We start from the raw sequence: 22,480 nt of genomic DNA, 5'->3' as shown, positions 1-22,480 counted from the left end.
TTATTTACAACAGTTCATAATTTGTTCAAATTAATTCCAGCAAAAGGGTTGATTTATACAAATTACTAGATTATAATAATTATAAATTAGTAATTGATATAACATAACAACTCAAAAGGAGATTGATCATAATGAATAAACAAGTAATCGAAGTATTAAACAAACAGGTAGCAAACTGGAGCGTTTTATTTACAAAACTACACAACTTCCATTGGTACGTAAAAGGACCTCAATTCTTCACACTACATGAGAAATTTGAAGAGCTTTACACAGAATCAGCTACTCACATCGATGAAATTGCAGAACGCATTTTAGCAATTGGTGGCAAACCAGTAGCAACAATGAAAGAATACTTAGAACTATCTTCTATTCAAGAAGCAGCTTACGGAGAAACTGCAGAAGGGATGGTCGAAGCAATCATGAAAGACTACGAAATGATGCTAGGCGAATTGAAAAAAGGTATGGAAATTGCACAAGACTCTGACGACGAAATGACATCAGACTTACTACTTGGCATCTACACAGAACTAGAAAAACACGCTTGGATGCTACGTGCATTCTTGAATCAATAATAACTTAAAAGCGGAAGCGGCTCGGTTAGAGTCGCTTTTTTTAATAGAGTGATCGCGCATGGTGGGACATGAAATTATATCAGCGATCTTTTCATTATATCGACCGTTTCATCAAATATATCGGCGATTTTTCAAATATATCTACTTTGTGACAAATAGCGACAATGTTAGCCCCCTCCCCTCTACTTTTATTAATATATTACAATCCCTTTTATGTTAAAATATAGAAAACATCCTTTAGTAACTAGATCCAAAAAGCTTTTCCAAGTTCATCATTTACGACTTAAATGACGGGAGTGGTTCAGTTGAAAGACTACTTAATTAGGGCATTTTTCGCGTTAATAACAGTTGGGATTCTCTTACTTATAGCTAATATTTTCAACATACATGTCGAGGTTAAAGACTATCCTTTCCTCGTTGTTGTAGCAATTGGTGGCGGCTGGGGTGGCTGGTACCTGTATAAAAAACAAAGTAATCAAAGTGATAAAGGCATTCCAAAGTAATATGGAATGCCTTCTTTTTATTGCCGTCTATAATAAATAATTAAATTCAAACCGCTAATAAAGACAATCCCAATAAACATATAAAACGATTCTGGATCTCCGCCTACATTATACTCATCAACGATAAACCCAGACATAAAAAGTGTTATCGCAGAAACACTAATACATATAATTGAAATAAACCAAAGTGAAAATTCATTAATCAGTTCTTTTTTCTGTCTTAAAATGATTAACATTACAAGGACCGATGCCGCTAAAATACTTTTAAAAACTGGCTGTAAATATATAAATTCCTTCATCTCCTTTACCTCTCTCAACAGATGTTACATTGAAACATTAACATATTTAACCAAATTAAAAACACATGCCTTTTTACGATAAAAAAGACATGTGTTTCTATAAAAATGTACTATGATAACTGCTTCCACTTAGTCCCCAAAACAGGACGCTCGTAATTTTGGATTTCATGAATTAATTTATCTGCCGTCTCAGCTGAAACGATTAACTCTTTATTCGATGGATTCATAAAGCCTTCTTCAGCTGCACGGTTAATCATTTGTAAAATTGGTTTGTAAAAATCTTTAATGTTTAATAAACCAACCGGCTTATTATGTATACCAATTTGTGACCAACATACAACTTCAAATAATTCCTCAAACGTTCCATATCCGCCTGGTAATGCAATGAAAGCATCTGCAAGCTCTGCCATTTTCGCCTTACGCTCATGCATCGTTTCTACTTCAATTAATTCCGTTAATCCTGTATGAACAATTTCACCGCGGAATAAACCACGCGGCATAACACCCGTTACGCGTCCACCTAAGCGAAGAACTTCGTTTGCTACTTCTCCCATTAATCCAACGCATGAACCACCGTATACAAGCTCATAATCATTCTCAACAAACATTTTCCCTAATTGAATTGCCTGCTCTTTAAATTCTGGTCTTTCCCCTAAATTTGAACCTGCAAACACACAAATCTTTCTCATTCCTACACCCCGAAACTATATATTGTCATGATACAATGAATATTGTACAACATATTGAAGGGATGAGGAAGAAATGGATATTGTTGCATTTCAAAGATGGGTTGAGGAATTCTACGAAAAGCGGAGCTGGTCACAGTATAATTCCTTTATTCGCTTAAATTTCTTAACTGAAGAAGTTGGGGAAGTTTCACGCGTTGTACGCGCAATTGAAATTGGTCGTGATCGTCCTGATGAACAAACGAAAGGACAAGAGGAATTACGGTTAGAATTAAAAGAAGAACTTGGGGATGTTCTTGCGAATCTTATTATTCTTTCGCAAAAATATGATTTAGATTTACAAGACATTATGGAAGCACACGTCACAAAGCTTTCGAAAAGGTTCGAAGTGACTAAATGAGAATATTATCAATTATGATATAATGTTCTTGTCAAAATAATAAGGGGGATTTTATGTTATCTAAAAAATTGCACGACGCACTAAACGATCAAATGAACTTTGAATTTTACTCTGCCCACGCTTACATGGCAATGGCTGCTTACTGTACAGCCGAGAGCTATGATGGATTCGCTAACTTTTTCCTTGTACAAGCTGAAGAAGAGCGTTTCCACGCAATGAAACTTTACAACTATATTAATGACCGCGGCGAGCGCGCTATTATTACTGGATTCGATAATCCTAACAACGAATATGAATCTGTATTAAACGCTTTTGAAGTCGCACTTGAGCACGAGCGTGAAGTAACGAAACGCATTTATAACTTATCTGATATCGCTTGGGATGAGCGCGAACACGCAACAATTACGTTCTTAAAATGGTTCGTTGACGAGCAAGTAGAAGAAGAAGCTTCATTCGATAGCATCATTCAAAAATTAAAGCGTATTACAAACGATTCAAATGCACTATTTATGCTAGATGCTGAATTAGAGAAGCGTACATTTACGCCTCCAGCTGAATAACAAAAAAAGCAATGAGCCCGCGCTCATTGCTTTTCTTAATTTATTAAAGCATAACTCCAACGATAATCGCTGATAATATACTTACTAACGTTGCACCGTATACAAGTTTTAATCCGAAAGAAGATACAACGTTTGCTTGTTTTCCATCGATACTCTTCGTTGCACCTGCGATAATTCCGATAGATGAGAAGTTCGCAAATGATACAAGGAAGATAGATAAAATACCTACTGTACGAGCTGATAAATCGCCAGCTACTTTTCCTAAATCAAGCATCGCAACAAATTCGTTTGTTACTAATTTCGTTGCCATAATTTGTCCTGCTTGTAGCATCTCTGATGTTGGAATACCCATTATGAATGCTAATGGTGAGAAGATATATCCTAAAATGCTTTGGAATGTGATTCCGAAAATTGAATCGAATACACCGTTAATTGCTGTAATTAATGCTACGAAACCGATTAACATCGCCGCTACTGTTACAGCGATGGAGAAACCAAGCATAATATATTCGCCTAACATTTCAAAGAATGTTTGTTTCTTATCTTCTTGTAATTCTAAAATATCGTCTTCTTCTTTTACGTCATATGGATTAATGATGTGAACGATAATGAATCCACTAAATAAGTTTAGTACAAGTGCTGTTACTACATATTTTGGATCAATCATTTTCATGTAAGAACCGACAATTGACATCGATACTGTTGACATTGAAGATGCACATAGTGTGTATAAACGATTTTTCGGTAATTTGCTTAGTTGGTCTTTTACTGTAATGAATACTTCACCTTGACCAACAATTGCAGCTGCTACTGCATTATATGATTCTAATTTTCCTAAACCGTTAATTTTACTTAATACGAAACCGACTGCACGAATGATAATCGGTAAAATTTTAATATGTTGTAAAATCCCGATTAATACTGCTAAGAAAATAATCGGTAATAATACTGTTAAGAAGAATGGTGCTTGTCCATCGTTCGCTAAACCACCAAATACGAAATTAACCCCAGCTTCCGCAAATTTTAAAATAGCACCAAATCCATCTGCAATCCCTTTTACTAATACAAATCCGACCTTTGTATTGAGTAAGAAATACGCAAGTACCAATTGAATGACAAGCATAACTGCAATTGGTTTATATTTAATTTTCTTACGATCTGAACTTATAAGGAAACCTAGTACAAACACTACAAGTAAACCGACTAGAAACATTACTAGTTTCATATGTGAATCCTCCACTTCTCCCACGAGTTATTGGTCGTATAACGTATAACGAATGACGTCTGACCATTGGTGTTAAAAAAATTTAAAATCCCTAAATACTATTCAACTGTTATCTAAAATCAGTAAGCGTTTACATAAATTGCAATTTATAAAAGGTAGCCTCTTCTCTCCTACCGTATTGAAAGTCTGAAATTGATACCACCTACAAATCAAATTGTAAGCGTTATCTAGCCGAAATGCAATATAATTTTAAAAAGATTTTTTATGTAAATTTATTCCTCAAAAAGAGATGATCTCGGTATTATACCGAGACCATCTAACCCTCTTTATAACATAACACCAACGATAATCGCTGATAAAAGACTTACTAGTGTCGCACCGTATACAAGTCGTAATCCAAATGATGAAACAACGTTTGATTGGTTTTCATCAATTCCTTTCGTTGCACCTGCAATAATTCCGATAGATGAGAAGTTCGCAAATGATACAAGGAATACAGAAAGAATACCGACTGTACGAGCTGATAAATCACCAGCTACTTTTCCTAGATCAAGCATCGCAACAAATTCGTTCGATACTAATTTCGTTGCCATAATTTGTCCCGCTGTTACCATTTCTGATTGCGGGATACCCATTACGAACGCTAATGGTGAGAAAATATATCCTAAAATAGCTTGGAATGTAATACCGAACACTGAATCAAACAAGCTATTGATTGCTGTAATTAATGCTACGAAACCAAGTAACATTGCTGCTACCGTAATCGCAATCGTGAAACCAAGCATAATATATTCGCTCAACATTTCAAAGAATGATTGCTTTTTCTTATTTTCTAACTTTAGTGTATCCTCTTCTTCCGTAATATCGTACGGATTAATAATATGAATAATAATGAAACCACTAAATAAATTTAATACAAGTGCTGTTACTACATATTTTGGCTCAATCATTTTCATATAAGAACCAACGATTGACATCGATACTGTCGACATCGAAGATGCACATAGTGTATATAAACGATGCTTCGGGATTTTACTTAATTGATCTTTTACTGTAATGAATACTTCTGCTTGTCCAACAATCGCAGCTGCTACTGCATTATATGATTCTAGTTTTCCTAGACCATTTACTTTACTTAACAAAGTACCAATAGCACGAATAAATATCGGTAAAATTTTAAAATGCTGCAGAATTCCGATTAATACCGCAAAGAATATGATTGGTAATAATGCCGTTAAGAAGAATGAAACTTCTCCCTTATTAACAAGACCTCCAAATACGAAAACGATTCCAGCTTCCGCATATCCAAGAAGTGCCCCAAATCCATCCGAAATTCCTTTTACTAAAATATAACCAATTTGTGTATTTAATAAGAAATACGTTAACGCTAACTGAATAACAAGCATAACCATGATTGGTTTATACTTAATCTTCTTTCGATCCGCACTTATAAGAAAACCGAGTACAAATACAACGAGTAGTCCTACAAGAAACATAACAAACTTCATTAATAAAATCCTCCATTTAACTCTTCTTTAATGTTGAACGTCTGACAACTCGAAATAAGAAATAATCCGAACTTTCCATTTATCATTAAAAACATAGAAATGAATATAAAAAGTCATCTAACCTCTTATTCCAAGGCCATTAACCATTCTAACACAAATTATAACTCACATCTGCATTTCCCTTAAAAAAATTACATTTTATTATAAAACCACGTTAATGTTCGTCTTTTACCTCTCTCCTTAGTTTATCACCATAAAAAAACGAGCATCAAATTTCTTTGATGCTCGTTTCATCTTTTATTATACAGCTTTTTCTTTATCCGCTACCGCTGGCTTATCCCAACACTCTGTATTCGTTAAACCAGGAATAGAATCTGCACTGAAAACTGGATCTTTCCCTTGTTTCTTTTGCCTTACATAGTCCGCTAATGCAGCATACGCAAATCGTCCAAGAAGTGTAATCGCAATTAAGTTTGTGATTACCATTAGACCCATGAATAAATCTGCCATATTCCATACGACTTGAAGCGTCGCAACAGAACCGAATAATACCATTCCCACTACCGCAATACGATAAATTGTTAACCAAGTTTTGCTTTGTTTAATGAATTCAATATTCGTTTCACCATAATAGTAGTTTCCTAGAAGTGAACTAAACGCAAATAAGAAAATAATAATCGCTAAGAAGCTGCTTGCCCATGGGCCAATTTGTGAACTTAATGCATTTTGTGTTAATTCAATACCTTCTAAATTTGTCGCTTTATATGCACCAGAACATAATACGATAAATGCTGTTGATGTACATACTAAGAACGTATCTACTAAAACACCGATCGTTTGAATAAAACCTTGTTTCGCTGGATGCGTTACATCAGCTGTTGCTGCTGCGTTCGGCGCACTACCCATACCTGCTTCGTTCGCAAATAATCCGCGCTGGATACCATATTTCATCGCAGCACCGATACCGCCACCTACAGCTGAATCTAAACCGAATGCACCTTTAAAGATTTCTGTGAACACATCTGGTAGTAAATAGAAGTTTTTAATAACAACGAAAATAGCTACTGCAATATAAATAATTGCCATTGGTGGAACGATCATTTCTGACATACGCGCAATACTTTTCACACCACCAAAAATAATAACCGCGACTAATACAGCTAACACAATCCCTACAATATAACGCTCAATGCCAAAAGCATTTTTAAATGCTAATGTCACTGTATTTGCTTGTACTGAGTTGAAAATTAAACCGTAACTAATTGTGATAAGAATAGAGAACCAAATTCCCATCCAACGTTTATTTAAACCTTTTTCCATATAATAAGCAGGACCACCACGGAAGCCACTGCCGTCTTTTATTTTATAAATTTGCGCAAGCGTACTTTCTACGAAACTTGAAGACGCCCCGATAATCGCAATAACCCACATCCAAAATACAGCTCCAGGTCCTCCCATAGAAATAGCTAGTGCTACCCCAGCTAAGTTCCCGATACCAATACGAGCTGCTGAACTCATACAAAAAGCTTGGAATGACGATACGCTGCCCTTTTTACGTGTCTTTCCAGTTAATCCATCACTCATTAGTCGAACCATTTCCCCTAAATGAGTAATTTGTACGAATTTCAATTTAATAGAAAAATAAAGCCCTAAACCAATTAACATTGCAATAAGAATATATGACCAAAGAATTGTATTCGTTGATGAAACGAACTGTTCTAAAATATTCATACAATTAGTCCCCTCCCTTTTTTCTTCATAAATTGAATTATATTCAAAAAATATTCAAAAATCAACATTTTTCGACAGGGTATTACTTCCATATGTTAGGTTTTATAACATAATGGTGTTATTTGTTATGATTTATGACTCTATATTTACGAACTGTACATACTAAAACAAGAAATAATTCCATAAACAAATGCATTGACAAAAAAACCGACCTGTAACTATAATGATTACAACAGGTTGTAACAAACCTAATTACATTAAATTCATTCATTTTCAGATATACACTTTAACAAAACACTTTGGAGGGAATTATTATGAAAATTGGAATTATCGGAGCAAGCGGAAAAGCAGGAAGTCGTATTTTAAAAGAAGCATTAGATCGCGGACATGAAGTAACTGCCATCGTAAGAAGCGCTGCAAAAATTACAGAAGACAATGTAAAAGTTTTAGAGAAAGATGTATTCAACCTTACATCTAATGACCTACAAGCATTCGATGTTGTTGTAAATGCATTCGGTGCTCCAGCGGGTGAAGAGCATCTTCACGTAGATGCAGGAAACGTACTAATTGAAGCCCTAAAAGGTGCACCAAATACAAAATTACTTGTAGTGGGCGGAGCTGGAAGCCTATTTGTAGACGAAGAGAAAACAACACGTGTATTCGACACACCAGGATTCCCAAAAGAATACCTAGCAACTGCTCAAAACCAAGGTAAAAACTTAGAAATCTTACAACAAACAAACGATATTACTTGGACATTCATCAGCCCTTCTGCGCTATTTGCACTAGGAAAACGCACTGGTTCTTATAAAGCTGGTAAAGACAACCTTCTTGTTAACGCAAAAGGTGATAGCTACGTAAGTTACGAAGACTTCGCAGTAGCAGCACTTGATGAAATCGAAAATCCAAAACATATAAATGAACGCTTCACAGTTGTTTCTGAAGCTGAGTAATAAAAAAAGCTCGTAAACATTATGTTTACGAGCCTTTTTTATTTATTTTAAGCATTTACCTCTTGTATACCTTCTGTTCTTTCAAAACCTTGCTTTGTAATTTTAAAGAACACTTCTTCTGTCTGCTTAACATCATCTTGTATTACATCATTAATTATATTTCCCTAATATAATTAATGATGTGTGCATAAGAGAAAGCATTGGCAAATGCCAATGCTTTCTCCTTTATCTTTTATGTTGATTCGGTTTATTTGGTTTATGTGGCCCTTCAGCCTTCTTCCAACTTACCGCTAACTCTGGACTCGTTTTTTCTTCACTACGCTCAAGTAACACAACTGCATTTTGAATCGTCGGCGTTCCTTTATGCGCAATCCCTTGTAATTTCGTTAAATTTCCTGATACTTTAAAGCTAAATCCACCCGATGGCGTTTGTTTCGGAATTAAAATGCGGAATTTCTCTCCTACATTAAATTCAGTTTTCGCTTCACCTTTTTCATTTACGAACTTCGCGCCTTCTGGTGCACCTGTTGCTTGTACTTTATACGTTCCGCTTTTAGCGTTTGTTTGCACTGTATATAAACCAGTTTCAAAAAACTCATCTTTCAATACTGCTTCTTGTTCTTCTGTAGGATTTACACTCATCGTAATTTCTTGTAATTCCTCACTAGCGCTTGCTTTTGCAACTATATCTTTCGTTACTTTTTCTACATTTTTATTACGAAAATCTAAATCGTTAATATCAATTTGTTTTAACGCATTCCACACCGCAAGCTGCGTTGCGTAATGTGCCTCTCGCCAATCAGAAACACCTAATTCTTGCGGACTCTTCTGTGGATATCCGTTTAATAATACGCGGTACACTTCAATATCCACTTTCCCCATTTCCGGTAAATCTTGACCGCTTGGAGATTTCAAATCTACATTTAAGCAAAAAGCAATTTTACCATCTGCAGTTTTAATAAGTTCTGTTCGAATTGGCTTCTTCTTTGTCCTACTATAACTCCAATCCATTTCATACTTTGTATGGTCCATAACTTCTGCGGATGCTTTTTGAAGTGGGAATAATAAGTTCGTAAATACAAATAAAACACTCAAAAAAGCAGCCATTAGCTTGGACGATCGTTTTATATTCATGTCTACAACCCCTTATAAAATAACAAATTTACTACTGTTTATTATTTAGTTAGAACATTTTTTTATGCATAAGCAAAACAAAAAAAATAAAAAAAGAGTGCTAACTGTTTGCACTCTTTCTCTCCACTATAAATTTAGAAATCAAAGTTATCAGGGTCTGGACCAACACGGTGATTTTCGTTTAACGCATCGATTTTTTCCATATCTTCTTTCGTTAATTCGAAGTTAAATATATCAGCATTTGCAATAACACGATGTTCTTTCGTTGATTTTGGAATTGTTACAACTTCGTTTTGCAAATCCCATCGTAAAATAACTTGAGCTGTTGTCTTACCATATTTATTAGCAATTTCTTGTAATGTTTCATTATCTAATAGTTGACCTTGCATAAGCGGTGACCATGCTTCCAGTTGAATACCTTGCTCTTTACAGAAAGCTTGTAGTTCTTTTTGCGTTAAACGCGGATGATATTCGACTTGATTAATCATCGGTTTAATTTCCGCACCTTCCATTACATCCTTCAGGTGATGGATTTGGAAGTTACTTACACCAATTGCACGTACACGCTCTTCTTTATAAAGTGTTTCTAAAGCTCTCCACGAATCTTTATATTTCCCTTCAACAGGCCAATGAACAAGATATAGATCTAAATAATCTAGCTCTAATTTTTTTAAGCTCTCTTCATATGCAGCGAGTGTTGTTTCATACCCTTGATCTGCGTTCCATACTTTTGAAGTAATGAATAAATCTTCTCGCGAAATTCCTGCTTCTTTTATACCAGCGCGAATGCCTTCTCCAACCGCTTTTTCATTTCCATAAATCGCAGCCGTATCAATACTACGGTATCCTACTTTAATTGCCGATTTCACAGCCTCTACCAGTTCCGGTCCATCTTCTACTTTAAATACACCTAAACCGAACCAAGGCATTTCTACACCGTTATGCAATACTGTTTTACTTTGTAAATTTTTCATTATACTCTTCTCTCCCTTATTTCACTTGATCTCTTTTTTCTAAGCTCATACTCCATGCTGTTAAAATAACAGCGCCTACTACCATAATGCCGCCTACCCAGCCTGTATGAATTAGCCCTAACGAGTTCGTTACAATGCCCCCTAAATAAGCACCGAGGGCAATCCCTGCATTAAACGCTGCAATGTTAATTGCTGATGCAACATCAACGGCACTCGGCACGAAACGTTCAGCCAATATAACGACATACACTTGTAGCCCGGGAACGTTCATAAATGCGAATAGTCCCATGAAAATAATTGTAATAAGCCCAGCTACTTGAAATGGCGCTGTAAATGTTAGTACGAATAATACAATTGCTTGAATGAAAAACATATAAAATAATGCGCGAATTGGATTATGATTTGATAACTTCCCGCCAATCATATTTCCAATCGCAATTGCGATTCCATACACTAACAAAATCATTGTAACGGTACTTACTTTAAACCCTGTCACTTCTTGTAATAGCGGAGATAAATACGTAAATGTTACAAACGTCCCCCCGTATCCTAATGCAGTAATGATGAAAACAAGTAATAGTCTTCCATTCGTGATTAGTTTGAATTGATCACGAAATGATACAGACGTACCTTTTTTTAAATTAGACGGAATTAGCACACTATTTGCGACTAAGGCAACGATTCCAATTAATACAATCACCATAAACGATGCTCTCCAGCCAAATTGTTGACCAATAAATGTTCCAATAGGAACACCTGTAATAGTCGCAACGGTTAAACCTGTAAACATAAAAGCAATTGCGCTAGCACGTTTATTTTCTGGGACGATTGCAGCTGCAATCGTTGAACCAATTGACATAAAAACACCATGTGCAAATGCAGAGACAACCCTTGCGATAAGTAAAACAGTAAAACTCGTTGCTACCGCTGCAATTCCATTACCAATAATGAAAACAATCATAATCCACATTAATAACGTCTTTCTCGACATAGTAGCTGTTAACGCCGTTAACACAGGAGCGCCAAACGCTACTCCTAATGCATATAAAGAAACGGTTAAGCCCGCTGTTGTAACAGAAACATGTAAATCCTCTGAAATAGACGGTAATAAACCAACGCTAATAAACTCGGTTGTACCAATCCCAAACGCACTAATTGCTAGCGCTAATAAAGCTAACATACTTCTTCGATTCGTCTGAACAGCCGAAGAAGATACTGTATATGAATTCAATTGAACTCCTCCTTAATGCAAGAAATCCAATCATAATAGTATGATAAAAAGGCCTTTTTATCTTCTACAAAAATAACTTTATTGCTTATAAATACTATTATGATTGGTTTCATTCTTTTTTTGAAGAACGCACTTTAAAGTACGATAGGTACCAAAAAGTAACATAGGCACTTTTTAGTACCGTACTACTCATTTCCCTCTTACGTATGCTATTATGAAACATATTCAACACGATAAAAAGTACGCACTTTAAAGTGCTATAGGCACTAAAAAGTAACATTTAAGTTTATTTAGCTTCTTTTATTGAAGAACTGAAATCTATGTTCATCAAAGGAGATTTTTATATGAAGAAATATAATATTCCTGTGGAGGCAACTTTAGAGGTTATCGGCGGAAAATGGAAAGTCGTTATCCTTTGCCACTTAACGAAAGGTACAAAGAGAACGAGTGAACTAAAACGTTTAATGCCTGGTATTGCACAAAAGATGTTAACGCAGCAATTACGTGAATTAGAAGAAGATGGCGTTATTCACAGAAAGGTATATAATCAAGTACCACCAAAAGTAGAATATTCCCTCACTGACTACGGGTGGTCTTTAGAATCGATTCTTGATTCTCTTTGTACTTGGGGCGAATGCCATCTTGAAAAAAGCGGCAACACATCCATGTTAATTACAGAGGGTGAACAATAAGAAAAAAGGAAAAAAAGAACAAAAATTTGTTCTTTTTTTCCTTTTTTTCTACATATATATGTACATTTCTAACCTAGACAAAATAATTTATGCGCTTTCATGCCTTGTCAGTACTAGGTTACGGACTCAATATCAAATAATTAGGAATCATTTTTATGTTAACATACGTGTATATAGTATATAATATAGGTTATATATTATATACACTTTCCGATAAGGGAACTTTCCATTATGCGGACAAGCCATGTATCGGACAGTTCATAGATAATAGGTAAGACATTATGGTTTTAGATTTATGATTTCGGCTTATTTGCCCTCATAAATTTAAAGGCATTTTATTATGTTTTGTGAAACTTTGTATAAAGTTTCGCAAACTTTTTCTGTCCTTACCTATGCCAGGGATATTAATTCCAAAAAAATAAGAGTATTGCTATCGTAAAGGAGAATTGGAGATGCCAGAAACTATGACTCAAACAAAGCCAGAACAAGAAACTGTACAAATTTCTGCTAGCCAAGGACAACTTGATGTACTTGATCAGTTGTTAAAACCTGAGGTACAAGAATCATTAACAACACTAGTGGAGCAGCTTCCAAAATTAACTGAGCTTGTTAACATTTTAACTAAGTCTTATGACTTCGCTCAAACTGTTGCTACTGACGAAGTATTAAAAAGCGACACTGTTAGCGCAATCCAAGAGATTGTAGAACCTGTAAAAGATACAGTGAAAAGCATGGCTGCAACTGCTATCGAAGCGAAAGATCGCGCTGATGAAAGCAGCGAAGTTATCGGCCTGTTCGGTCTATTAAAATTATTAAAAGACCCACAAGCACAAAAAATGTTCCGCTTTGTAAACGCATATCTTCAAGTTAGTGCAGAACGTAATAATAAATAATTTAACTTATAACAACAATTAGTAAAGACGGGGGATATCATACTATGTCAAAACAAATTGTCATCTTAGGCGCTGGTTATGGCGGTCTTCTTGCCGCTTTAAACGTACGTAAATATTACAGCAAATCAGAAGCACAAGTTACAGTGATTAACCAATACCCAACACACCAAATCATCACTGAACTACACCGCCTTGCAGCTGGTAACGTTGCTGAGCAAGCAGTTGCAATGCCACTTACAAAGCTTTTCAAAGGCAAAGACATCGATCTTAAAATTGCAACAGTTGAGTCATTCTCAGTTGATAGCAAAGAAATCAAACTAGCTGGTGGCACTACTTTATCTTACGATGCACTTGTAGTTGCTTTAGGAAGTAAAACTGCTTACTTCGGTATTCCAGGACTAGAAGAAAACAGCATGGTATTAAAATCTGCTGCTGATGCAAACAAAATCTACAAACACGTTGAAGACCGTATTCGTGAATACGCTAAAACGAAAAACGAAGCTGATGCTACAATCGTAATCGGTGGTGGCGGATTAACTGGCGTTGAGCTAGTTGGTGAGCTTGCTGACATCATGCCTAAACTTGCAAAAAGCCACGGCGTAAATCCAAAAGAAGTTAAACTTCTTCTTGTTGAAGCAGGTCCAAAAATCCTTCCTGTATTACCAGACCACTTAATCGAACGTGCAACTACTAGCTTAGAAGCACGCGGCGTTACATTCTTAACAGGTCTTCCTGTAACAAACGTTGCTGGCAATGAAATCGACTTAAAAGACGGTCAAAAACTAGTTGCTAACACATTCGTTTGGACAGGCGGCGTACAAGGTAACCCATTAATCGGTGAATCAGGTCTTGAAGTAAACCGTGGTCGTGCAACAGTTGATGCATACCTACAATCTACTTCTCACAAAGACGTATTCGTTGCTGGAGACAGCGCTGTTGTCTTCTCTCCAGACGGTCGTCCATACCCACCAACTGCACAAATCGCTTGGCAAATGGGTGAGTTAATTGGATACAACTTATACGCAGCACTAGAAGGCAAAGCATTCGAAGAGTTCGCACCTGTAAACTCTGGAACACTTGCTAGTCTAGGGCGTAAAGATGCTGTTGCTACAATTGGAGCAAGCAATACTCCACTTAAAGGTTTACCAGCATCATTAATGAAAGAAGCAAGTAACGTTCGTTACTTATCACACATTAAAGGCCTATTCAGCTTAGCTTACTAATCTGAATATAAGCCCGAATCATGCCCTGCATGGTTCGGGCTATTTTTATCCGTAATTTTCGCTACTTACTTATATTCGGCAGAGGAATACTATAACCCTCTTTAGTTATCTAAATATACTGACTTTTTCGCGTCGAAATTGTGTATAGGAAAGAGTGAAAGTATCTTCCTTACTTCCACTCTTCCACAAAAACTATTATCCCAGTTTCACTAAGCTGTAGTTCTTCTTCCCTTTACGAATAATAATAAATCTTCCATCAAAAGAATTTTCTACAGTAACATCCGTGCTGACATCCGTTACTTTTTCACCGTTCATAGATATAGCACCATTATTAATATCCTCACGTGCTTGTCTTCTAGATGATTCAATTCCTAAATCAACTAGCCACTCTACAACATTTTTCGTCTCTTTTGAAGATTGGAATGTCGGCATCTCTTTAAATCCTTGTTCAATTTCATCAGCTGTTAACGATTTAATATCTCCGCTAAATAATGCCGATGTAATTTTCACAGCTTGTAAAAATGCCTCTTCTCCGTGAACGAATTTCGTCATTTCTTCCGCTAATACTTTTTGCGCCTCACGTTTATGTGGTTCTGTTTCCACCTTCACTGCCAATTCATCAATGCGCTCTTTCGTTAAGAACGTAAAGTATTTCAAGTATTTAATTACGTCACGGTCATCTGTATTCACCCAAAACTGGTAAAATTCAAACGGTGTTGTTTTTTCAGGATCGAGCCAAACTGCACCACCTGCCGATTTACCAAATTTCGTACCATCTGATTTCAATAATAACGGAATCGTTAATCCGAATACTTTCGCTTCATGACCTTCTAACTTACGAATTAAATCTAAACCGCTCGTAATATTTCCCCATTGGTCACTACCGCCAATTTGTAATTGAACATCTTCTTTTGTGTATAAATGATGGAAGTCCATCGCTTGCAAGATTTGGTACGTAAATTCTGTGAAAGAAATTCCTGTATCTAAACGACTTGCTACAATGTCCTTCGCTAACATACTATTGATACTAAAGTTTTTGCCGTAATCACGTAAAAACTCGATAATGTTTATTTCATGTGTCCAGTCGTAGTTATTTACCATCTTCACTTCGCTATTCCCGCCGAAATCAAATAGCTTTTTCATTTGCGCTGTTAACGCATCTACGTTATGCTGCACCACTTCTAAAGTTTGCAATTGACGCTCTGATTGGCGTCCACTCGGATCACCAATTGTTCCTGTTGCCCCACCAATTAAAATAACCGGATGATGTCCAGCTAATTGAAATCTTTTCATCATCATAAAAGGAATCAAATGTCCGATATGCATACTATCACCGGTCGGATCTACCCCACAGTATAACGAAATCTCTTTCTCTTCTACTAGCTTACGTAATCCTTCTGCATCCGTCTGTTGATTAACAGCACCGCGCCATTCTAATTCATCAATAATATTCATCTCTTGCCATCCCCTTTATTTTTTAAAAACAAAAAAGCCCCTATGTCTACGATAGACATAGGGACGATTATTCACCGTGTTACCACCCAGTTTGCATAAATAGCATAGCTATTCATACCACTCTTAGCAATAATATCGATTGCTACTCCGCTTAGCATTACCTAAGATACTCCAGAGTGTAATTCACAAGTTTGTTTGTGCTAGGTTCCAGCAACCCCTAGCTCTCTCGATAACAGTGACAAACTGCTACTGGGCTCTTTCAACGTATTTCATATGTTAAATTATTAGCCATTATATTCAATTAAAAACAAATTGTCAACAATACCCAAATGTTATTTTAAAATAGTTCATACGTTTTTAGTTCAAAGATTATTATATATCTTCTCCAATAATCCTTACTTCTCTCTCTAATTTCACACCGAATTTCTCTTCAACTGTTTTTTGTACAAAATGAATTAGATCGATGTAATCTTGTGCAGTTCCGTTATCCACATTCACCATAAATCCAGCGTGTTTTAGAGAAACCTCTACACCGCCAATTCGCTTACCTTGCAATCCTGATTCCTGAATAAGCTTGCCAGCAAAGTTATTTGGTGGACGCTTAAATACACTACCACATGAAGGATACTCTAACGGTTGTTTTGATTCACGCTTAAACGTTAAATCATCCATTTTTCCTTTAATTTCTTCACGTACACCTTCTTCAAGTTCAAACTTCGCTTCAAGAATAATGTAATGATTGTTCGCAAACACACTCTTACGATAGCCAAATTCAAATTCATCTTTCGTTAAAGTACGTAAGTCTCCATCACCCGTCATTACGACAGCTTCTGTTAATACAAACGCTACTTCACCGCCGTACGCACCAGCATTCATATATAACGCCCCACCAACTGAACCTGGAATACCACAAGCAAACTCAAGTCCTGTTAAACAGTGGTCTAATGCAATACGTGATACATCAATAATCGCCGCACCACATTGCGCAACAATTGTTGTTCCTGTCACAGTAACATCTGTAATATGAATTAAACTTACTGTAATACCACGAATACCGCCATCTTTAATAATAACGTTAGAGCCATTTCCTAAAAACGTAACTGGAATATTGTATTGATTTGCATACTTTATAACTTCTTGAATTTCATCATAATTCGTAGGAACAACGAACACATCCGCTTTTCCTCCTACTTTAATATGCGTATGATTCTTTAACATTTCATCTTGCTTCACATGACCTTCAGGCAATACTGTACTTAAATATTTATAAACCTCTTGCATATTCATTTTACGATTCCTCTATTTCTATAATCTTTTTATCCCGCTATCTACGGGCCCATAATATCCCCACATAAAAAACGCACTACAAATAAAAAGCTCAAGTGGTAGATAAAGTGTACATAAAACACACCTATGAACCTCTTAAATTATAAGAGGTTCCACTCATATTAAAATATATATCGCATAATAAAGCAACCCAAATGGGCTACTAAACTTGACATGTAACCATATAGACAACAATTTGTAAAATATATAGGTTTTTCAAAGCACTATCCTTCAGTATCTTACTATACCACACGAAAGAAAAGTGGTATTTTTTTGTAATCTTTACTTTATTTTCATCAACAAAAAAGAGTACATCCAACAGAATGCACTCTTTCTATACTCTTTAATTTACTTTTCGTTCTCTTCTTTTTCTTTATCAAACCATAACAGTTCATCGTTATCAACTTCACCATTATAATTGATTAGAATCTCTTCTCCCGCTTTTATATCTTTATAAGCGAAGAAGTTAAACGTATGATTCTCGAAAACAATATCATACGTTGCATTCGGCGTATATGAATGATTAAATAACATACCGTATCCTAAAAGGATTGCCGTATGATTTATCCCATACTCAAATGCGTAGTCAGCAAGTAATGTTTTCTCAATATGTTCATGCTGTTCATTCGGATAAGAGATAACTGGTGCTGCGTGTATCAACTCACCCTTTTTAATATCACGAGTTGCAAATACACCTCTATTAAATTCTCCATCACTAAGTTCAGAAGTCTTAACTTCAATCATATTCGTCACCTATATAATTCTTTCTTTGAAGTATTTTATCTCCTTAAGCTTGGCAGAAAACGAAGAGAAAAGCAATTAAATTCCTACCAAGTATTCGTTTAAATGCAAAAGAGCACATCATTTGTGCTCTTTTAAAGTGAAATTGTTTTTCTAAAATATTTTCTAACGACTCCACTTGCTGATTAACCATATGTAACATCCTTTATGCTACTCTGTTCCTACACTTATACGTTTCGATTACTTCAGTTTAAATACTGCACTCACTGGGTTATGATCACTATTTTCAAACTTTAAATCTTTGCCTTGTACATTTACAATTTCGACATTAGGCGAAACGATAAAACCATCAATAATAGTGACGAAATTTTCACCCTCCACATATTTCTTCACATCATCCCTTACCGTCATAACAGAAGGATCTACAGCCCATTGAAATCCTCCGTCCGCAAAGTCTTTTGGCAACTCTACTAACCATTCGGGACGCTCTTTTACAAACTTAGGATCACTTAATTGGACATTAGAAAGTAACTGGTTCCAATCTCCACCTAATATTACGTAATCACCATTTTGATAACACTTGTTCATATATTCTTTTAAATATTCTACTTGTTGCTTTCTAATTTTTCCGCCTTCATCATAAGCAGATAAATGTACGTTTACGAGCCTAACATACTTACCATTATTAACTGGGATTTTATGTTCGACAATTGCCCGATCTAAATCGAATAAACGCTTCGGCCAAGGCTCCATTCCTGGCAGCTGGAATCGCGTTGTTTTTTGAACTGTGTATTTAGAAAATGTACTTAGTCCTCCCTCAGCATATCCCATCGGTTTTGTGACCGGTACAGGAATCCACTTGGTATCATAATTCTTCCCAAACGTTGTAGCATAATCTGATAATCCTTGTTTCAAAAATTCATGCTCATTTATATCAAATGAGCGAAGAGATTTTTTATCAACTTCTTGTAACAATGTAAAATCACTATTCTCACTTTGTAAAAACGAAAGTATATTTTTTAAATTAGTCTCGGTTTGCTCCTTACTACTCGAACCCGAACCTTTTCCCCCGTCCATAAAGAAATCTTGATCCTTATCTAATCCAGCATATCCAATATTAAATGTTGTAACTTTAAATTCATTTCCTGGCTGTAATACGCGCTCTTTATTATTTTCAACCTTTACGTCTATAACGTCCGCCGGCCGCTCTTTTGTAAGTGTCATATACGCTAAAAATCCACCTAGAATACAAGCCACTATTAAAATAAATATTAATACTATTTTTAAAAATTTCTTCAAAACATATGACTCCTTTATTCACGAAATAATATTTTGCTTTTCTGCATTTTTAGTTAAATGAAAGCACATTAAAAACACAAGAAATATTTTACCATAAGAAAAACTTAACATTAACATATTTATTGGCAATCCAAAATAATATTTAGTACACTATAAATAGAACTTATAGGCGATGGAGTTCGCCATAACCGCTGCATAGCTAATGACTCCTACCAGTATGTACACTGGTAGGAGTCTATTTTTTTTGAGTAAACTATTAGAGAGGTGAAGAAATTGATATATATTATTGTTGGCATAGCTGGTGTATTAGGCGCCCTTTCCCGTTATTATTTAGGCCTTACTATCGATATGTTTTGGCATCATTCATTACCATTCGCTACATTAACGATTAACTTAATTGGCTGTTTCTTACTAGCTTGGTTGACCACTTATATTGCTCGGTTAAACATCTTACCTTCCGAAGTTATCACAGGGATTGGAACCGGCTTTATCGGTTCATTTACGACGTTTTCAACATTTAGCGTCGAAACTGTAAAACTAATCAATCATTCTGAGTTAGGTATCGCCTTTTTATATGTATTATGCAGCATGCTAGGTGGTCTAATTATGTCTGGACTCGGCTATCAACTTGGCAACCTTTCACTACAAAAACGCCTTGGGGAAGGTGGAAAATCATGATTAGTACTTTATTAGTAGCAGTCGGCGGATTCTTCGGTGCCATCACACGATTTGCGATTAGCAATTGGTTTAAAGAAAGAAACAAAACTTCATTTCCAATTGCTACATTTCTCATTAATATAACGGGAGCATTTTTACTCGGATATATAATTGGCAAAGGGATAACTACAAGTTGGCAATTATTATTAGGCACAGGGTTCATGGGCGCCTTCACTACATTTTCCACATTTAAATTAGAGTCCATCCAGCTACTTAATCGTAAAAACTTTTGCACCTTCTTTTTATATTTAAGTGCTGCTTATATAATCGGTATCACATTCGCATTCCTTGGGATGAAGTTAGGCGGAATATAAAAAAGAAAGCGACTCTTATCAGTCGCTTTCTTTCATAAAAAGTATGTTGCACCATAAGGAATTGAAAATAAACCAGCTGGATACACATTATAATGCACGATTTGCATCGGAGGCTGTGTATACGGCATATACTGACTCTGCATCATGTGCCCCATCTGTGCTTGTTGTTGCATTTGAATAGCCTGATGTACTGCTTGAATTGTCTCCTGTGCCCCGGCCAGTGTAATAGCCGGCCCTGCTTGTCTTCCAGTGTAAAAATAATGGTTCATCATTATTCAGCTCACTTTATATACAGAGTAAATTCCTTTTACATGTTATGTTTACATACGATGTGAGTGTTTTAAATTTACATAAAACACCTTCATAGAGTATATAAATGCCCACCAATATATGAAAGGGCGTGAAAATATGAGTTTCTACGAACAACAGCCTTTTACTCAAGATAACTATTATCGAGATCAACATTGGCATCCCCAGAATCCATTAAAGCACCAAACAATCGCTATAATTGGTCCTGCTGTTTCTCACGGATTACGTGAAGCTGCTCATCTCGGCTATCAACACGCATTAACCGAAGCTGTTGCTATCGGCTACTTACTTGGAAGAGGTTACGATTATAATACCGCTTGGAAAACCGTTGAATCTTGGTGGAGACCACCAGGATCCCCGCTTCCTACTCCATACTAAAGTAAAAAAACATAAAAGACCGTAAAAATACGGTCTTTTCAATTACATATAAAGTGAAAATTTAATCAGTGGGAATTTTGTTCATCCCCACTGATTATTAGCCCTCATCAATCGGGCTGCCCATTAATGCGTGATAAAATTATACCTGTTTTTTTCTAAACATCGAGAAAATAGCTACGAACAAAATCGTAATAATTCCAATTAAAACAAATAAATAAGCTAATGGAATTAAGAAAAATGGTTCCACTAAAGTTCCATCCGGCTTCACTTCCGAACCAATTATATTAAACATAATTATACATAGCACTCCTAAAAATATCGGACTAGACGCTAATAAATACTTTTTCTTCATCATAATTTCTCCTTTTCATACTCTAAAATATCACCTGGCTGACACTCTAAAACTTCACATATTTTCTCTAAACTTGAGAATTTAATTGCTTTTGCTTTTCCATTTTTTAATATCGAGACATTCGCCATTGTAATTCCTAATTTCTCAGATAGCTCTGTCACGCTCATTTTTCTTTTCGCTAACATTACATCGAGATTTACTACAATCGCCATAACAGAACACCTCAAATCGTTAAGTCATTATCATCTTTTATTTCACTTGCTTTTCTAACCAAATGAGAAAGTAAGGAAGTAAAAATAGATATAACGACCGAGAAGAACAAAATAAGTAACAGAATAACTAAAACGCTCGTATGATAACTTCCAGCTACGAAAATATATAATAATGCTCCGATATATAAAACACCTTCAGTCATCGATAAGATGCTAATTATCTTTAATCTATTCGCATTTTTTACAGTAAAGGCTTTGTCTGAACCAATATCTGAACATATTTTCCATCCTAAAAATAAAGCGCTGAAAAATGGAATTCCTGTGATCCAAATGAATATTACGAATGGCTTATATAGCCCCTTCAAACTTTCTGAAGCTAACAATACCGCTCTTCCCGTTTCTGGCCCAATATATATACAGAACAATAAACCAAAACATCCACAAAGTACGATAATCAACTTTAGCCATAATGACAATTCTTTTTGTTTCACAAAATAACCTCCTGAACTAACAGTGTGTATCTATTACTGTTTTTTCAACTTTGAAGTAATAATTCCAAATAGCGACACTCCAATACCACTAAAGAACAGTAAATAACTTATTGGTACTAGAAAAAAGAATGGTTCTACAAGCAAACCATTTGCTGCTACTTTACTAGTTGTCGCATGAATTGTTAAACAAGTAGCCCCTAAAAGCATTAAAGCTATAGATACTAAATATTTACTTTTCATAATATACTCTCCTTTTCACTATGCTTGCTACCATCATAATAAATCCACCCACATTATAAGTC

The 22,480-nt window shown here is 35.6% G+C and carries 28 protein-coding genes, 1 pseudogene, 1 riboswitch and 1 other annotated feature; of the genes and pseudogenes, 11 read left to right on the top strand and 18 right to left on the bottom strand.

The annotated features are described in order from the left end of the window. Positions 1–131: 131 nt before the first annotated feature. A complete protein-coding gene (locus U860_RS0109035; protein WP_002174124.1) occupies positions 132–572 on the top strand; it encodes a Dps family protein in 441 nt (146 codons plus the stop codon). A 305-nt stretch (positions 573–877) separates the two neighbouring features. After that, positions 878–1,075 (top strand): hypothetical protein, encoded by a 198-nt coding sequence (locus tag U860_RS0109030; protein WP_025148264.1) that lies wholly within the window; start codon positions 878–880, stop codon positions 1,073–1,075. Positions 1,076–1,092: 17 nt separating this feature from the next. Here U860_RS0109030 and U860_RS0109025 read toward each other — a convergent pair whose 3' ends face one another. Then, the gene (locus U860_RS0109025) at positions 1,093–1,374 is read right to left on the bottom strand and encodes a hypothetical protein (RefSeq protein ID WP_025148263.1); all 282 of its coding nucleotides are present in this window, start codon (positions 1,372–1,374) and stop codon (positions 1,093–1,095) included. A gap of 110 nt (positions 1,375–1,484) precedes the next feature. Continuing rightward, positions 1,485–2,048 carry a TIGR00730 family Rossman fold protein gene (locus U860_RS0109020; protein ID WP_025148262.1) on the bottom strand — a complete coding sequence of 188 codons (564 nt, stop codon included), beginning with the start codon at positions 2,046–2,048 and terminating at the stop codon, positions 1,485–1,487. Between the two features lie 88 nt (positions 2,049–2,136). Between U860_RS0109020 and U860_RS0109015 the strand changes: the two genes are divergently transcribed. After that, a complete protein-coding gene (locus U860_RS0109015; RefSeq protein ID WP_002174128.1) occupies positions 2,137–2,460 on the top strand; it encodes a MazG-like family protein in 324 nt (107 codons plus the stop codon). A gap of 53 nt (positions 2,461–2,513) precedes the next feature. Further along, entirely contained in the window at positions 2,514–3,020 is a 507-nt protein-coding gene (locus tag U860_RS0109010; RefSeq protein WP_025148261.1) for a ferritin, read from the top strand. Positions 3,021–3,063: 43 nt separating this feature from the next. On the opposite strand, the gene U860_RS0109005 is transcribed toward U860_RS0109010, so the two are convergent. From U860_RS0109005 to U860_RS0108995, 3 genes are all read right to left on the bottom strand, one after another. Beyond that, positions 3,064–4,245: a nucleoside transporter C-terminal domain-containing protein gene (locus U860_RS0109005; protein WP_025148260.1), complete on the bottom strand. Its 1,182-nt coding sequence runs from the start codon at positions 4,243–4,245 to the stop codon at positions 3,064–3,066. A gap of 326 nt (positions 4,246–4,571) precedes the next feature. Further along, on the bottom strand, positions 4,572–5,753 hold the full coding sequence (locus U860_RS0109000; RefSeq protein WP_025148259.1) for a nucleoside transporter C-terminal domain-containing protein: 1,182 nt from the start codon (positions 5,751–5,753) through the stop codon (positions 4,572–4,574). 300 nt (positions 5,754–6,053) lie between these two features. Next, positions 6,054–7,484, bottom strand: coding sequence for an alanine/glycine:cation symporter family protein (locus U860_RS0108995; protein WP_025148258.1), 1,431 nt, complete (start codon positions 7,482–7,484; stop codon positions 6,054–6,056). A 314-nt stretch (positions 7,485–7,798) separates the two neighbouring features. Between U860_RS0108995 and U860_RS0108990 the strand changes: the two genes are divergently transcribed. Next, positions 7,799–8,437, top strand: coding sequence for an NAD(P)-dependent oxidoreductase (locus U860_RS0108990; RefSeq protein ID WP_025148257.1), 639 nt, complete (start codon positions 7,799–7,801; stop codon positions 8,435–8,437). A gap of 225 nt (positions 8,438–8,662) precedes the next feature. Here the strand turns inward: U860_RS0108990 and U860_RS0108985 are convergent, their stop codons facing one another. The 3 genes from U860_RS0108985 to U860_RS0108975 all read right to left on the bottom strand — a co-directional run bounded on the left by U860_RS0108985 (position 8,663) and on the right by U860_RS0108975 (position 11,725). Further along, a complete protein-coding gene (locus tag U860_RS0108985) occupies positions 8,663–9,571 on the bottom strand; it encodes a thioester domain-containing protein (RefSeq protein WP_025148256.1) in 909 nt (302 codons plus the stop codon). A gap of 134 nt (positions 9,572–9,705) precedes the next feature. Then, the gene (locus tag U860_RS0108980; RefSeq protein ID WP_205206307.1) at positions 9,706–10,548 is read right to left on the bottom strand and encodes an aldo/keto reductase; all 843 of its coding nucleotides are present in this window, start codon (positions 10,546–10,548) and stop codon (positions 9,706–9,708) included. A gap of 13 nt (positions 10,549–10,561) precedes the next feature. Further along, on the bottom strand, positions 10,562–11,725 hold the full coding sequence (locus U860_RS0108975) for an MFS transporter (RefSeq protein WP_205206306.1): 1,164 nt from the start codon (positions 11,723–11,725) through the stop codon (positions 10,562–10,564). Between the two features lie 395 nt (positions 11,726–12,120). On the opposite strand from U860_RS0108975, the gene U860_RS0108970 reads away from it, so the two are divergent. The 3 genes from U860_RS0108970 to U860_RS0108960 all read left to right on the top strand — a co-directional run bounded on the left by U860_RS0108970 (position 12,121) and on the right by U860_RS0108960 (position 14,584). After that, positions 12,121–12,468: a helix-turn-helix domain-containing protein gene (locus U860_RS0108970; RefSeq protein WP_025148253.1), complete on the top strand. Its 348-nt coding sequence runs from the start codon at positions 12,121–12,123 to the stop codon at positions 12,466–12,468. A gap of 452 nt (positions 12,469–12,920) precedes the next feature. After that, positions 12,921–13,361: a DUF1641 domain-containing protein gene (locus U860_RS0108965; protein ID WP_002174139.1), complete on the top strand. Its 441-nt coding sequence runs from the start codon at positions 12,921–12,923 to the stop codon at positions 13,359–13,361. Positions 13,362–13,405: 44 nt separating this feature from the next. Then, positions 13,406–14,584: an NAD(P)/FAD-dependent oxidoreductase gene (locus U860_RS0108960; RefSeq protein WP_002174140.1), complete on the top strand. Its 1,179-nt coding sequence runs from the start codon at positions 13,406–13,408 to the stop codon at positions 14,582–14,584. Between the two features lie 195 nt (positions 14,585–14,779). Here U860_RS0108960 and tyrS read toward each other — a convergent pair whose 3' ends face one another. From tyrS to U860_RS0108930, 5 genes are all read right to left on the bottom strand, one after another. Further along, positions 14,780–16,039 (bottom strand): tyrosine--tRNA ligase, encoded by a 1,260-nt coding sequence (gene tyrS / locus U860_RS0108955; RefSeq protein WP_025148252.1) that lies wholly within the window; start codon positions 16,037–16,039, stop codon positions 14,780–14,782. Positions 16,040–16,095: 56 nt separating this feature from the next. After that, positions 16,096–16,311, bottom strand: a binding site (T-box leader). Between the two features lie 100 nt (positions 16,312–16,411). Beyond that, positions 16,412–17,326 (bottom strand): UDP-N-acetylmuramate dehydrogenase, encoded by a 915-nt coding sequence (gene murB, locus U860_RS0108950; protein ID WP_025148251.1) that lies wholly within the window; start codon positions 17,324–17,326, stop codon positions 16,412–16,414. Positions 17,327–17,713: 387 nt separating this feature from the next. Further along, the gene (locus U860_RS0108940; RefSeq protein ID WP_025148250.1) at positions 17,714–18,109 is read right to left on the bottom strand and encodes an SET domain-containing protein; all 396 of its coding nucleotides are present in this window, start codon (positions 18,107–18,109) and stop codon (positions 17,714–17,716) included. 43 nt (positions 18,110–18,152) lie between these two features. After that, positions 18,153–18,299, bottom strand: a complete 147-nt coding sequence (locus U860_RS35610) for a hypothetical protein (RefSeq protein ID WP_162790997.1) — start codon at positions 18,297–18,299, stop codon at positions 18,153–18,155. A 47-nt stretch (positions 18,300–18,346) separates the two neighbouring features. After that, positions 18,347–19,405 carry an endonuclease/exonuclease/phosphatase family protein gene (locus U860_RS0108930; RefSeq protein ID WP_025148249.1) on the bottom strand — a complete coding sequence of 353 codons (1,059 nt, stop codon included), beginning with the start codon at positions 19,403–19,405 and terminating at the stop codon, positions 18,347–18,349. Positions 19,406–19,564: 159 nt separating this feature from the next. After that, a riboswitch (Fluoride riboswitch) is annotated at positions 19,565–19,624 on the top strand. Between the two features lie 54 nt (positions 19,625–19,678). On the opposite strand from U860_RS0108930, the gene crcB (U860_RS0108925) reads away from it, so the two are divergent. After that, positions 19,679–20,083 (top strand): fluoride efflux transporter CrcB, encoded by a 405-nt coding sequence (crcB, locus tag U860_RS0108925; RefSeq protein ID WP_025148248.1) that lies wholly within the window; start codon positions 19,679–19,681, stop codon positions 20,081–20,083. Continuing rightward, positions 20,080–20,436, top strand: a complete 357-nt coding sequence (crcB, locus tag U860_RS0108920) for a fluoride efflux transporter CrcB (protein WP_025148247.1) — start codon at positions 20,080–20,082, stop codon at positions 20,434–20,436. The genes crcB (U860_RS0108925) and crcB (U860_RS0108920) overlap by 4 nt, the downstream gene beginning before the upstream one ends. A gap of 32 nt (positions 20,437–20,468) precedes the next feature. On the opposite strand, the gene U860_RS0108915 is transcribed toward crcB (U860_RS0108920), so the two are convergent. Next, positions 20,469–20,708, bottom strand: a complete 240-nt coding sequence (locus tag U860_RS0108915) for a DUF3947 family protein (RefSeq protein ID WP_025148246.1) — start codon at positions 20,706–20,708, stop codon at positions 20,469–20,471. Positions 20,709–20,844: 136 nt separating this feature from the next. Between U860_RS0108915 and U860_RS0108910 the strand changes: the two genes are divergently transcribed. Then, the gene (locus tag U860_RS0108910; protein WP_002144954.1) at positions 20,845–21,123 is read left to right on the top strand and encodes a hypothetical protein; all 279 of its coding nucleotides are present in this window, start codon (positions 20,845–20,847) and stop codon (positions 21,121–21,123) included. Between the two features lie 139 nt (positions 21,124–21,262). On the opposite strand, the gene U860_RS0108905 is transcribed toward U860_RS0108910, so the two are convergent. The 4 genes and pseudogenes from U860_RS0108905 to U860_RS0108890 form a co-directional block, all read right to left on the bottom strand. Next, positions 21,263–21,475, bottom strand: a complete 213-nt coding sequence (locus tag U860_RS0108905; protein WP_025148245.1) for a DUF3955 domain-containing protein — start codon at positions 21,473–21,475, stop codon at positions 21,263–21,265. Beyond that, positions 21,461–21,687, bottom strand: a pseudogene (locus tag U860_RS0108900) (helix-turn-helix transcriptional regulator); the annotation flags it as partial. The gene U860_RS0108905 and the pseudogene U860_RS0108900, both read right to left, overlap by 15 nt. A gap of 11 nt (positions 21,688–21,698) precedes the next feature. Continuing rightward, positions 21,699–22,178: a DUF2975 domain-containing protein gene (locus U860_RS0108895; RefSeq protein WP_025148243.1), complete on the bottom strand. Its 480-nt coding sequence runs from the start codon at positions 22,176–22,178 to the stop codon at positions 21,699–21,701. 33 nt (positions 22,179–22,211) lie between these two features. Continuing rightward, positions 22,212–22,418, bottom strand: coding sequence for a DUF3955 domain-containing protein (locus U860_RS0108890; RefSeq protein ID WP_025148242.1), 207 nt, complete (start codon positions 22,416–22,418; stop codon positions 22,212–22,214). Positions 22,419–22,480 lie beyond the last annotated feature (62 nt).

This window comes from Bacillus sp. H1a, from assembly GCF_000633475.1.
In the GTDB taxonomy this organism is placed as follows: Bacteria; Bacillota; Bacilli; order Bacillales; family Bacillaceae_G; genus Bacillus_A; species Bacillus_A paramycoides.
The sequence above is the reverse complement of the archived record's forward strand: the minus strand, read 5'-3'. Positions and strand labels throughout refer to the sequence as shown.

What these genes read in the sequence shown, in the direction of transcription:
- U860_RS0108960 (WP_002174140.1), top strand. Translation starts at nt 13,406, where the DNA reads ATGTCAAAACAAATTGTCATCTTAGGCGCTGGTTATGGCGGTCTTCTT.
- U860_RS0109005 (WP_025148260.1), bottom strand. Translation starts at nt 4,245, where the DNA reads ATGAAACTAGTAATGTTTCTAGTCGGTTTACTTGTAGTGTTTGTACTA.
- U860_RS0108940 (WP_025148250.1), bottom strand. Translation starts at nt 18,109, where the DNA reads ATGATTGAAGTTAAGACTTCTGAACTTAGTGATGGAGAATTTAATAGA.
- U860_RS0108990 (WP_025148257.1), top strand. Translation starts at nt 7,799, where the DNA reads ATGAAAATTGGAATTATCGGAGCAAGCGGAAAAGCAGGAAGTCGTATT.
- U860_RS0109025 (WP_025148263.1), bottom strand. Translation starts at nt 1,374, where the DNA reads ATGAAGGAATTTATATATTTACAGCCAGTTTTTAAAAGTATTTTAGCG.
- crcB (WP_025148247.1), top strand. Translation starts at nt 20,080, where the DNA reads ATGATTAGTACTTTATTAGTAGCAGTCGGCGGATTCTTCGGTGCCATC.
- U860_RS0108965 (WP_002174139.1), top strand. Translation starts at nt 12,921, where the DNA reads ATGCCAGAAACTATGACTCAAACAAAGCCAGAACAAGAAACTGTACAA.
- U860_RS0108985 (WP_025148256.1), bottom strand. Translation starts at nt 9,571, where the DNA reads ATGAATATAAAACGATCGTCCAAGCTAATGGCTGCTTTTTTGAGTGTT.
- U860_RS0108975 (WP_205206306.1), bottom strand. Translation starts at nt 11,725, where the DNA reads ATGTTAGCTTTATTAGCGCTAGCAATTAGTGCGTTTGGGATTGGTACA.
- U860_RS0109000 (WP_025148259.1), bottom strand. Translation starts at nt 5,753, where the DNA reads ATGAAGTTTGTTATGTTTCTTGTAGGACTACTCGTTGTATTTGTACTC.
- U860_RS35610 (WP_162790997.1), bottom strand. Translation starts at nt 18,299, where the DNA reads ATGGTTAATCAGCAAGTGGAGTCGTTAGAAAATATTTTAGAAAAACAA.
- tyrS (WP_025148252.1), bottom strand. Translation starts at nt 16,039, where the DNA reads ATGAATATTATTGATGAATTAGAATGGCGCGGTGCTGTTAATCAACAG.
- U860_RS0108890 (WP_025148242.1), bottom strand. Translation starts at nt 22,418, where the DNA reads ATGAAAAGTAAATATTTAGTATCTATAGCTTTAATGCTTTTAGGGGCT.
- U860_RS0109035 (WP_002174124.1), top strand. Translation starts at nt 132, where the DNA reads ATGAATAAACAAGTAATCGAAGTATTAAACAAACAGGTAGCAAACTGG.
- U860_RS0109010 (WP_025148261.1), top strand. Translation starts at nt 2,514, where the DNA reads ATGTTATCTAAAAAATTGCACGACGCACTAAACGATCAAATGAACTTT.
- U860_RS0108970 (WP_025148253.1), top strand. Translation starts at nt 12,121, where the DNA reads ATGAAGAAATATAATATTCCTGTGGAGGCAACTTTAGAGGTTATCGGC.
- U860_RS0108905 (WP_025148245.1), bottom strand. Translation starts at nt 21,475, where the DNA reads ATGAAGAAAAAGTATTTATTAGCGTCTAGTCCGATATTTTTAGGAGTG.
- murB (WP_025148251.1), bottom strand. Translation starts at nt 17,326, where the DNA reads ATGAATATGCAAGAGGTTTATAAATATTTAAGTACAGTATTGCCTGAA.
- U860_RS0108995 (WP_025148258.1), bottom strand. Translation starts at nt 7,484, where the DNA reads ATGAATATTTTAGAACAGTTCGTTTCATCAACGAATACAATTCTTTGG.
- U860_RS0109015 (WP_002174128.1), top strand. Translation starts at nt 2,137, where the DNA reads ATGGATATTGTTGCATTTCAAAGATGGGTTGAGGAATTCTACGAAAAG.
- U860_RS0108910 (WP_002144954.1), top strand. Translation starts at nt 20,845, where the DNA reads ATGAGTTTCTACGAACAACAGCCTTTTACTCAAGATAACTATTATCGA.
- U860_RS0108915 (WP_025148246.1), bottom strand. Translation starts at nt 20,708, where the DNA reads ATGATGAACCATTATTTTTACACTGGAAGACAAGCAGGGCCGGCTATT.